This is a genomic window from Sphingomonas sp. IC4-52, from assembly GCF_020707225.1.
In the GTDB taxonomy this organism is placed as follows: Bacteria; Pseudomonadota; Alphaproteobacteria; order Sphingomonadales; family Sphingomonadaceae; genus Sphingomonas.
Genome location: NZ_JAJFEU010000006.1, coordinates 231,235 through 241,244, shown reverse-complemented (window position 1 = coordinate 241,244; position 10,010 = coordinate 231,235). Strand labels below are relative to the sequence as shown.

Here is a 10,010-nt window from a genome sequence, read left to right as displayed (position 1 = left end):
TTTCCAAACGGACACATTTGGTGACGCGGGGTGGAGCAGCCCGGTAGCTCGTCAGGCTCATAACCTGAAGGTCACAGGTTCAAATCCTGTCCCCGCAACCAACACCAACGCCATCCCCCCCCCACACACGGCGTCGGCGGCACCGCAAACAACCGCGAATATGAGTCAGCGCGACACCGCTGACCACACGCACACCGTCCCGGCTAAGGTCTGACCGGGCGCCTCCAACCCCCGCCGCACCTGCTGTTCACGGGAGGAGCGCCGACTGCAGTCCCCGACGCGCTCTCCCCAATGCGCGCGTTCGTACCGCCGACGTCACCAGCAAAATCAAGCCGGGCATTTGTCCATGAGCCGCCTGCGGCAACTACCCAACACCGCAAAGAGCACCTGGCGCGGTAGGGCGATGAGCATCGGTGCGCCCAATGATGGCACCCGATACCTGCCTCTAACCAGCCCGCGGAACCACGGTTAGCTCTGAAGGCCGACCAACCTCTCACGCCCAATTCTCCGCTCGCACCTGATCTTGGTGGCGACTTCACAGCCCAGAAATCGCAGTCCGCACCGTTGTTCTACGAACAGGCGGCTGGCTTCCCAGCAGCCTGGAAGCGATAGCTGGGGCTTTAAAGATGCCGAGCGCTTGGCGGAAGGCAGCTGTTCGTACGCCACTGCGCCGTTCTCAGGGACGTTTCCGGGAGAGCGCGCGGTTGGTAGGCCTACCCGTTCGAAGGTGCTTTGCGGGCCCACGGTTCCGCAACTCTTCGCATCGTCGCCAACGTGTGCCGCAGAGAACGTGGCTCAGCGCAATGCCCCGGATCGCCTTATCACGGCCTAGCGCCGGGGTGTGCTGTCCCACCGTTTCGGAAAGCTGCCACAGATAGGAAAGGCTGTTGGTGAAGTATCGAGGCACGCCGTTGATGGCAGTGCCCCGATAATTGAACGAAACAGGATCCCCTCGAGCTTAGCCCCGGGCGCCGGCAAGGCTGCCGCGGCGGCCAAAAGCGAAATAGATACCGAGCCCTACGATCTGCGCGACCGCGAAGTAGATCTGCGTGGTGCGTGGCAAGCTATAGAACAGATAGGCGCAGCCAAAAATGGCGATGGAGCCGACCAACGCAGCGGCAGGCACGCGGAACTTGCGTTCGGCGTCTGGTGCCCGCCGGCGCATGACGAGCATGCAGAAAGCCACTGCGCCGAACGCCACCAGGGTGCCTGCGTTGGCGAGGGCGGCGAGCTCATTCAGCGGGATGAGGCCTGCCAGGACGGCGACGATGGCTGCCGTGAACAGCGTCACGCGCGTGGGAGAGCCGCGGTCCGACACCTGGGCAAGGCTGCGCGGCAGGAGACCGTCCCGGGCCATCACGAAGAAGATCCGGCTCTGCCCGTAGAAGAAGGCCAGGATCACGGTGGGAAGGGCGATCACTGCCGAGATGGCGAGGTAGCGCGCAGCAAAGGGATGCTGCAGGTCACGAAGGATCAAGGCCAGCGGCTCAGGGCTGTTGGCGAAGGACGTATAGGCGAGAGCACCGATGGCGGCGGCCGCAACCGCCATGTAGATCAGCACGCAGATCACCATGGAGCCGACGATGCCGATGGACAGGTCCCGGCTCGGATTCTTGGTTTCTTCGGCCGCGGTGGCGATGGCGTCGAAGCCATAGAAGGCAAAGAAGATGATGGCGGCAGCGGCCATCACCCCGCGCTCCACGCCATCGGCAGAGACGGTCTTGCCGAAGCCAAACGGCATGAACGGATCGAAGTTCGTGCTGTTGAAGGCAGGAAGCGTCACAGCGACGAACACCACCAGAGCGGCGAGCTTCACGAGAACCAGCACGGCGTTCAGCGTCGCGCTTTCGCGTGTGCCGAGGATCAACAGGCCCGCGACGACAAAGATGATCACGATCGCGGGGATGTTCACGATCCCGCCAATTTCAGGCCCCTGCATCAACGCCATCGGTACGCCGAAGGCATCGTGAAGCAGCGGGGCGGCATAACCGGACCAGCCGACGGCAACGGCGCTCACGACCAGGGAATATTCGAGAATGAGGCTCCACCCGACCACCCAGGCGAAGAGTTCGCCGATGACCACATAGGAATAGGTGTAGGCACTGCCCGAAGCGGGGATCATCGTTGCCATTTCGGCATAAGCGAGGGCGGCGCAGGCGCAGATCAGCCCCGCAATCACGAATGACAGGATGACGCTGGGGCCAGCCTTATCAGCGCCAACGCCGATGAGGGTAAGGATGCCGGTGCCAACAATCGCACCGACGCCCAGCGCGATCAGATGCGGCCATGAGAGGCTTTGCGTCAGGCGATGTTCCGGCTTCACATCCTCATGTGAGACAGCCGATTTGCGGGAATTCCAGCTCACTTCATTCTCCCCGTTCGGTCGCGCTGAGCCGTTCGGCGCAACCTCCTTCCATATCAAAGACGTTTAAGCGGGCGTGGTCCGCTGTAACCCGCTGCGATGTATCGATCGACGACGAAGCAACACACAGCCCCTCTTGCGCGGTCCAGGTGGTGGGACCGGATCCGCCACGTCGGTAAGTCGGGGAATGGCGCGGCTGTCAAATCCTTTGACGTGCGCATGCGGGCGCCGCGTGCGCTCAGATCTCGCTATGCTGGCGCATGGGCCCATGGGCGCATGCTGTGGCCCTCAAGGAGTGCACGACCAATCGAGATTATGCTTGGGAGCCGTCCAACAACGGCTAAAGTCGGGCGTGAGTGGAGTCTTTGAGGCGTACCGTACAATGTCCCTGTTCAAGGCTATCGGCCGACTGTTGAGGTTCGGGCTTGCAAAGAGGCCGGACGAGGACATGATCTTCCGGTCGATCGTCGAGCAGAGCGGCGATGTGATCTGCCACGTTTCGGACGGACGGTTCACCTATGTCTCGCCGTCGGCAAAGGCGGTTTTCGGATGGTCTCCGGACGCCATGATCGGGTCCACCGGTTTCGAATTGATCTATGAGCCCGATCTTCCGATCCTGGAGGAGGTGCTTGCCCGCCGGGTGTCTGGTGAGGAGGTCGGTCCCGTCAGGCATCAGCTTCGCGTCGTGTGTGGCGACGGCTCGCTCAAATGGTCGGAGACAAGTGCGCGATCCGAACGCGCGGCGAACGGCAAAATCCTGCACACAATATTAGTGATCCGGGACGTTTCAGACCGGAAACGGCTGGAAGAGGAGCTTGAGGCACTCGCTCACAAGGATGGCCTCACCGGACTCGCCAATCGGCGCTCGTTTGACCGGATGCTCGAACGGTCGTGGCAACAAACGCTACGCGTTGGCAGCGAGATGGCGCTGATCCTGATCGATATCGATCATTTCAAACGCTTCAATGACTCCTATGGCCATCAGGCCGGCGACGATTGCTTGCGGGCCGTTGCGGCGGCCGTTGGCAGGTTTGCGCGTCGTCCCGGCGATCTGGCGTGCCGCTATGGCGGTGAGGAGTTCGCCCTCGTCTTGAGTGAGACTGGCCCATTTGCAGCTCTTGAGCTGGCAGAGGAGGTTCGCTCTGCTGTCGCAACGCTTAATGTGCCGCATGAGGGGAACTCCACCCGCGGACGCGTGACGGTGAGCGTCGGTGTGGCAACGGCGATCGCGCGGGCGGGAGGGTCCTTCCGCATGCCTGAAAGCCTGGTGCAGGCGGCTGACCACGCGCTTTACAAGGCGAAGGCAGGGGGGCGAAACAGGGTTGAGCAATCCGTCCTCATCGCGCCCTTCAACCAGAAGTAACCGCGCCTGTTTGTGGCTGCCGTCCGGCCGCACTGAAACGCGTGAAAAGCGGCATCGCCCCGCCGTTATCCGGTCTGCTGAACCGGTGTGGAAGGAGCGTCAGGGCATCACGACCGCCCGGCCCTGGATGCGCCCTTCCCGCAAGCGCTGGTACACTTCGTTCACTTCTTCCAGCGGGAATGTCTGCACGGCAGCGGCGATATGCCCAGCCTGAGCAAGCGCGATCACCTCCATCAGTTCGGTTCTTGACCCCCAATAAGGGATGGTAACCTGCGTCCCATAGGGCGGGTTATTGGCGGCATAGTGCAGGGTTCCGCCGCCAAGTCCGACAATGGAAATATGGCTGTTCCGTCCGACGACCTGTGCGGCAATATCAATCGTGCTTTGCGCGCCCACGAAATCGAGCGCAACGGTGATGCCCCTTTGTCCGACAAGTTCCCTGATCTCCTCGGCAGCCCGCCCGTCGCGCGTGTTGATGGTGACGTTCGCCCCAAGCTGTCGGGCATGCGCCAACTTCGTGTCGTCGATGTCTGCCGCGATCAGTCGGGCGGGAGTGAGCGCGCGCAGGATCTGAACTGCCATATGGCCCAGCCCGCCAACGCCCACCACCAACACGGTCGCGTCGGGGGAAAGCAGCGGCAGAGCAGCCTTGATCGCGTGATAGGGGGTGAGCGCAGCATCGCTCAATGGTGCCGCCTTGATCGGATCAAGGCCGCCCAGCGGCACGAGAAGGCGCGGCGATGGCACAATCATATATTCGGCCATGCCTCCGTCCGAGCCCAGGCCGCCGCCATAGGTGGGAATGCTTGCATGTCGCTCGCAGTAATTTTCCGCGGAGGTCTGGCAGGTGCGGCAAGAACCGCAGCCCCAAGGCCCGTAGACGGCAACCGCATCGCCCTCCTGCCATCCGGTCACGCCCTCGCCAAGCGCGGCGATCCAGCCCGTATTTTCATGGCCGAGGGTGAAAGGCCCCGGGATGCCGAGGCCATGATCCAGCACGTGAAGATCGGAATGGCACGCCCCCGCGCCGGCCACGCGGATCAGCACTTCGCCGGCGCGCGGGGAAGGGGTCGGAACGTCGACGATTTCGGCACCGCGCCCGGCCTCGATGAAACGTGCAGCCCTCATACCGACATCCTCCATTCTGCTGTTCTTGCGCTATGTTAACAGAAGCGATCGTCGTCGTTGACTGTGTTAATCGGGGCTGCGTTGACACCCCAATGTGCCTCGCTATCGCCGTAGGATGGCCAGCCTTCGTCAACTGCGTTCGCCGATCATCGTGATGATCATCGGCCTGCTCGCCACGTTGATTGCGGGGTTGCTTGTGTGGCGCGCGGAGGAAGAGCGGCAGCAAGCGCGGTTTGCGTCCCTGGCCGATGCAGCCGTGAATGCGATCGAGACTCGGCTGAGCGAGCAGCGGTTGCTGCTTCGTGGGGCGGCAGCGCTGTTTCAGGGATCGGGCGAGGTAAGCCGCGCTGAATTTTCCGCTTATGTGTCTCGACTGAAGCTGCCCCAGAACCACCCGGGCGTGCTGGGCGTCGGATATGCGATGCGCGTGCGCAGCAAGGCTGACCTTGATCGCGCAACACGCGCAGCTCGCGCGGATGGTCTGGCGGAGTTCGCCCCTTGGCCAACGAGCAAGGGTTTGCCTCGCTCGGTCATCCTTTATCTGGATCCGGCAACGCCGGTGAACCAGCACGCGCTTGGCTATGACATGCAGAGCACACCCGGCCGGCGCGCTGCAATGGAACGAGCGGCAGAGACTGGCGAGGCGACGCTGTCCGGCAAGGTGACGCTGGTTCAGGACAGCAGCCGGAGCGACGCCGCCGGCCTCTTGCTCTATGTGCCGGTCGGGCGAGTGACCGGGGCACCAGTTGGTTCCGCGGGGTATAAGTGGGAAGGCTGGTCGTACAGCCCGCTGCGCGCGCGAGAGCTGTTTGCAGCAGCATTGGCGAAGCCAAACTTAGCGGGCGCTGCCGTCGAGATCTTCGACGGCAAGCCAGTGCCCGGCAATCTGCTTTACCGCGCCGCGAATTTTCCGGCCGACCCGCGGATCGCCGTGACTCGCACCCTGGAGTTTGCCGGCCGCACTTGGACCGTGGGCATAGCGGCGGCACCGAAATTCTACGAAAGCGCGCCGGTCACTTCCATATGGCTGGTTCTGGCAGGCGGGGCCCTGACCAGTTTGCTGCTGGCGGTTCTGGCCATGCAGCAGGCGCGCTCGGTTGCGCGAACGGAGGCAGAAGTACGCCGGGCCACGCACGAGCTTCGGCAGGCCAATGAGGCATTGATCGAAGCGTCGCGTGCGAATGCCGAGGCCGAGGCGCAGATCCGGCAAATGCAGAAGATCGAGGCGCTCGGCCAGCTGACTGGCGGCATCGCGCACGATTTCAACAACATGCTAGCGGTCATCCTTGGCAACCTCGACCTTGCCGCTCGCCGCTTCGACCAGCCCGACAAGGTCGAGCGCGCCATCGGCGCGGCCAAGGATGCGGCGAACCGCGCCGCCGAGCTCACCCGCCGTCTGCTTGCGTTCGGCCGGCAGCAGCCGCTCCAGCCGCGGGTACTCGATCCTAACCGGCTGGTCAGCGACATGTCCGAGCTGCTCCGTCGCACCCTGGGCGAAATGGTCAGCCTGGAGACGGTGCTTGCTCCTGGAGTCTGGCGGGTCGAAGCCGACCCGGGCCAGCTCGAAAACGCGGTGCTGAACCTCGCCATCAACGGCCGGGATGCCATGCCGGACGGCGGCCGGCTTATCATCGAAACGCACAATTGCGATCTCGATGAGTCATACGTCTCCCACCATGAAGGGGTTCAGGCCGGTCAATTCGTGCTGATCGCGGTCACGGACACCGGCCTGGGAATGGCGCCCGAGGTGCTCGACCGTGCACTGGATCCTTTCTTCACCACCAAGGAGATGGGAAAGGGAACGGGGCTCGGCCTCAGTCAGGTCTTCGGCTTCGTCAAGCAATCGGCCGGGCACCTGAAGATCACGTCAGATGTGGGGAAGGGCACCACGGTGAAGATCTACCTTCAGCGTGCGCATGGCGCCCTCGACGATCCGACTTCCCGCCCGCTGCAAGCGGAGTTGCCGCAAGGGCGCGGCGACGAACTGGTCCTTGTCGTGGAGGACGAGGAGGGAGTGCGCTTGACCACCGTCGCGGCGCTACGGGATCTGGGCTACACCGTGATCCACGCATCCAGTGGCCTTGAAGCCCTTGAGATGCTGGAGCGACATAGCGGGGTGACCCTGCTGTTCACCGACGTGGTGATGCCCGGCATGAATGGCCGCGAACTGGCAGAGCGCGCGCGACGTCAGTTTCCGCACCTTCGGGTGCTGTTCACCACCGGCTACACGCCAAACGCGATCGTTCACGACGGGCGACTGAACCGCGGCGTGCACCTGGTAGCCAAGCCGTTCACGATGGCTCAACTGGCGGTGAAGGTGCGCGAGGTGCTGGACCAACCTGCCGAGGGTCAAGGATGAAGGCACGGCTGCCGCCGACGTCGGTCGGCGGTGCTCGGTGCCTCATCGTTCTTTTGTGGATGTGATCAGGCGGCGCACTCTGCCTGCTGATTGACCTTCACAATCGTCAGCCGACGCTCATGGCCATCCCGATCGGGCCATATGATTGATTGCCCCTCTCGAAGCCCGATCAGGCCGGCCCCGACCGGGGTCAGGATCGATATGCGACCGGCGGAAATGTCGGCTTCCGGTGGATACACCAGTTGCACGCTGCGCCGCGATCCGGTGCCTTCGTCGATGAACTCGACGTGCGAGCCCATGGTAACGACGTCCTTCGGAATGCGGGACGCAGCATGAAGCTTCGCCCGGGTGGTTTCGCGCAGCAGCAGTTCGCTCACCTGCGGCGATCGATCCTGTATGCTCAACGCCAGGTCCGAAAGCTTGTCCGCTTCCGCTTCAATCATGTGGATCTGCGGCCGGGTTGCGGCCGAATGAGTAATGCTCACGCTGTTATCTCCATGGCGGCCGCACTCGTGCGCAGCGCCTGCTATGATGCGATGATGGAAGTCGCCCCCGAACTCTTCGGGGCGCACCCGTTCAGAGCCCGGGGCTAGTTGCCCGCGAGAAGCTGTCCCGCATGGACGCGGCGTCGGAGATGGCGCACGCAAAGTTGCATGGGATGATGATGTGCGGACGGCGAGCGCCTGTCAAACACTAGTCGGTGCAACGCTGAGGCGGGCGCCGAAGCGGCACACCAATGCGTACCGACAGTTCAGCCAGCTAGACATGAGCTGCCTAAACTGTGAACGCAGCGTCATGACCCAGCCGTTCCTTGATGTTCAGCCAACGCCAGATCCCGCCGTCTTCCGTCTCGAGGTGACGGATCAAGTGTGCGTCGGCCCTCCGGGAAACGTCTTCATGTTTGGCGGCGTGGGTCTGGGTGCCGCAACGATAGCGGCAGAGCGGGCGACCGGGCGCAGCGTCATCTGGTCGAGTGCGCAGTTCGTCTCTTATGCCCGCGTTGGAGACACGCTTGATCTTAGCGTCGAGGTGCTTTCCGGCGGGCGGAACATCAGCCAGGTTCGAGTTCTCGGAACTGACGCGGGCAAGTTGGTGCTGACCGTAAATGCCGCGCTTGGCGATCGGGAAGGCCTTCCGTCTGGCCAGTGGGTGACGCCGCCCGAGATGCCGCCAGCGGCGGAATGCAAGCCGCGGCAACTTTGGCCGGTGCAGGACGCAGCGTTGATGGACCGCCTCGACGTTCGCCTGGCGCCGGGGCGCTATGGCGCGGTGCCGCTGGATGGCACGCCTTCACCCGATGGCCGCATGGTGGTCTGGATCCGTGCCAAGGACGGCGCCCCGATCGACGCCAGCCTGCTCGCGATTTTTGCGGATTTTGTGCCGTCGGGGCTCGCATCGGCGTTCGGCCGGCGCGGGGGCGGGAACAGTCTCGACAATACCCTGCGTATCGCTCGGATCGTCCCGACCGACTGGGTCCTGTGCGACGTCAAGATCAGCGCTGCCGACCGGGGCTTCGGCCACGGCGCGATCCACATGTTTGCCGAAGACGGGACGATGATGGCGAGCGGAAGCCAATCCGCCATCCTCCGATTCATGGACCCGGCCTGATCGCAGTCACCGGCGAGGTCGCCGACTATGCCCCATGACGCGCGGAACTGATGAAGCGATCTGCGCGGTCACCCCAACCGCGACAAGCTGTCGCGCAAGGACCGGAAGGCTGCGCCACCTGGGCGCAGCCTGATATCTGATCGCTAGCTTGGGTGCGCTTCGCTCTCGCCTTCGCTTCCTTCGGACTGATCAGTCTGGCCTTTCGCCGCGTTCTGATAAGCGGCGCTTTCGTCGGCGATCCCGGCCTCCTGACTGCGCTGTGCAGCTTCCTTGAAGTCGCTGGGCTTGGGCTCTTCGGGCTTGTGATCTGCCATGATGGTCTCCGTTGCGTGTATCACGTCAACGCACAGGTCGACGGCAGGCTTCATGACAGGAGCGGTGAAGCGATCGGCAGATCGAACAGGTGAGCCGTGCCGAGAGAAGGCGATCTTCAGTTCGTTGCCCAGCTGAAACAGCCGTTCGGAAGTCCGGCGCCACTGACGAGGAGAGCCCCGCGCCGGTAGAAGCTCCAACGGCTCTCGGGCGGTACCTCGACGACCATCACTGCTGCACGACGATCAGTCCACAACAATCGCCCGCCACTTGCCAGCACGGCATCAAGGCCGGCGGCCGGCGTGGTCCAGGGTGCGAAGACGATGGTCGTGAACCGCTGATCGGCTGGCGGCTTGAGCGACCAGGCGGCGGCGCTGCCGGTAAGTAGGCTGACCATCAGTAGGGCCACGGATGGGCCGCGTGGGCTGTCGATACGTGGACGCCGGCGGGCGATGACCAGGCCGAGCAAAAGCGGCAACACGCCGAACCCTCCCAGCCACGCCAAGTCCCACAGCAACGGATTGGGGCTGTCGAGCCGGATACGGTGAATGCCGAGCAGCCAGTGGGAGAGTAGTGCGTCGGCGACGTGCCAGAGGCCAAAGCCAATGAGCAGGGCGCCAGCGAGCAGCCTGCCCGAGCGCTGTTCAGCAGCGCGATTGGCCCGCCAGAGGCCCCAAAGGCTCGCCCCGGCGATCACGTACATCAACGCGTGGAAATAGCCGTCCCAGAGCACCTGAGCCCGGATGCTGCTGACGCCCGGAACAAGGCTTAGGAGATGGTGCCATTGCAATATCTGGTGGAGGAGGATGCCGTCGAAGAACCCGCCGATCGCGAAGCCTAGTACGATGCCCCAGCGGAACCAAGACCGGCCTGCCATG

Annotated in this window: 8 protein-coding genes and 1 tRNA gene; 4 read left to right on the top strand and 5 right to left on the bottom strand. The window is 63.5% G+C overall.

Annotated features, from left to right (window positions below; genetic code table 11):
- The first annotated feature begins 24 nt into the window (after window positions 1-24).
- Window positions 25-101, top strand: a tRNA-Met gene (locus LK535_RS15010).
- An 857-nt stretch (window positions 102-958) separates the two neighbouring features.
- On the opposite strand, the gene LK535_RS15005 is transcribed toward LK535_RS15010, so the two are convergent.
- A complete protein-coding gene (locus LK535_RS15005; protein ID WP_227772728.1) occupies window positions 959-2,365 on the bottom strand; it encodes an amino acid permease in 1,407 nt (468 codons plus the stop codon).
- 379 nt (window positions 2,366-2,744) lie between these two features.
- On the opposite strand from LK535_RS15005, the gene LK535_RS15000 reads away from it, so the two are divergent.
- The gene (locus LK535_RS15000; protein ID WP_227772727.1) at window positions 2,745-3,725 is read left to right on the top strand and encodes a diguanylate cyclase; all 981 of its coding nucleotides are present in this window, start codon (window positions 2,745-2,747) and stop codon (window positions 3,723-3,725) included.
- A gap of 99 nt (window positions 3,726-3,824) precedes the next feature.
- Here the strand turns inward: LK535_RS15000 and LK535_RS14995 are convergent, their stop codons facing one another.
- Window positions 3,825-4,853 carry an NAD(P)-dependent alcohol dehydrogenase gene (locus LK535_RS14995; RefSeq protein ID WP_227772726.1) on the bottom strand — a complete coding sequence of 343 codons (1,029 nt, stop codon included), beginning with the start codon at window positions 4,851-4,853 and terminating at the stop codon, window positions 3,825-3,827.
- Between the two features lie 115 nt (window positions 4,854-4,968).
- Between LK535_RS14995 and LK535_RS14990 the strand changes: the two genes are divergently transcribed.
- Window positions 4,969-7,212 (top strand): CHASE domain-containing protein, encoded by a 2,244-nt coding sequence (locus LK535_RS14990; RefSeq protein ID WP_227772725.1) that lies wholly within the window; start codon window positions 4,969-4,971, stop codon window positions 7,210-7,212.
- A 65-nt stretch (window positions 7,213-7,277) separates the two neighbouring features.
- Here LK535_RS14990 and rnk read toward each other — a convergent pair whose 3' ends face one another.
- Window positions 7,278-7,697, bottom strand: coding sequence for a nucleoside diphosphate kinase regulator (gene rnk / locus LK535_RS14985; RefSeq protein ID WP_227772724.1), 420 nt, complete (start codon window positions 7,695-7,697; stop codon window positions 7,278-7,280).
- Window positions 7,698-8,007: 310 nt separating this feature from the next.
- Here rnk and LK535_RS14980 point away from each other — a divergent pair, with 310 nt between their 5' ends.
- Window positions 8,008-8,820, top strand: a complete 813-nt coding sequence (locus LK535_RS14980; RefSeq protein WP_227772723.1) for an acyl-CoA thioesterase — start codon at window positions 8,008-8,010, stop codon at window positions 8,818-8,820.
- Between the two features lie 143 nt (window positions 8,821-8,963).
- Here LK535_RS14980 and LK535_RS14975 read toward each other — a convergent pair whose 3' ends face one another.
- On the bottom strand, window positions 8,964-9,134 hold the full coding sequence (locus LK535_RS14975; protein WP_227772722.1) for a hypothetical protein: 171 nt from the start codon (window positions 9,132-9,134) through the stop codon (window positions 8,964-8,966).
- A 116-nt stretch (window positions 9,135-9,250) separates the two neighbouring features.
- A complete protein-coding gene (locus tag LK535_RS14970) occupies window positions 9,251-10,009 on the bottom strand; it encodes a DUF2243 domain-containing protein (RefSeq protein WP_227772721.1) in 759 nt (252 codons plus the stop codon).
- Between the last annotated feature and the right edge of the window lies 1 nt (window position 10,010).

Bases quoted from the DNA above. Each gene is read 5' to 3' on its own strand.
- LK535_RS15000 (WP_227772727.1), top strand. From the start codon at position 2,745: ATGTCCCTGTTCAAGGCTATCGGCCGACTGTTGAGGTTCGGGCTTGCA.
- LK535_RS14995 (WP_227772726.1), bottom strand. From the start codon at position 4,853: ATGAGGGCTGCACGTTTCATCGAGGCCGGGCGCGGTGCCGAAATCGTC.
- LK535_RS14990 (WP_227772725.1), top strand. From the start codon at position 4,969: ATGGCCAGCCTTCGTCAACTGCGTTCGCCGATCATCGTGATGATCATC.
- LK535_RS14980 (WP_227772723.1), top strand. From the start codon at position 8,008: ATGACCCAGCCGTTCCTTGATGTTCAGCCAACGCCAGATCCCGCCGTC.
- LK535_RS14975 (WP_227772722.1), bottom strand. From the start codon at position 9,134: ATGGCAGATCACAAGCCCGAAGAGCCCAAGCCCAGCGACTTCAAGGAA.
- LK535_RS14970 (WP_227772721.1), bottom strand. From the start codon at position 10,009: ATGGCAGGCCGGTCTTGGTTCCGCTGGGGCATCGTACTAGGCTTCGCG.